Below are 210 nucleotides of genomic sequence, written 5' to 3' on the forward strand. Positions count from 1 at the left end.
GCGTGCAGGTGCTTTCGGTCACGCATGCACCGCAAGTGGCGGCGCGCGCTGCGACACATTTCCTGATCTCCAAATCGGGCGGGGCCGACCGGGTCTCGACCGGCATCGCCGAGATGGACCGGGCGGCGCGGCAGGAAGAGATCGCACGCATGCTCGCCGGCGCCACCATCACCGACGAGGCGCGCGCGGCGGCCGAGCGGCTGCTGCGGG

The 210-nt window shown here is 72.4% G+C and carries 1 pseudogene; it reads left to right on the forward strand.

What is annotated here, in order from left to right:
* Positions 1-210: pseudogene (locus E5W70_RS26805) on the forward strand (DNA repair protein RecN); the annotation flags it as partial.

This window comes from Mesorhizobium sp. (genome assembly GCF_005063415.1).
Lineage (GTDB): Bacteria > Pseudomonadota > Alphaproteobacteria > Rhizobiales > Rhizobiaceae > Mesorhizobium.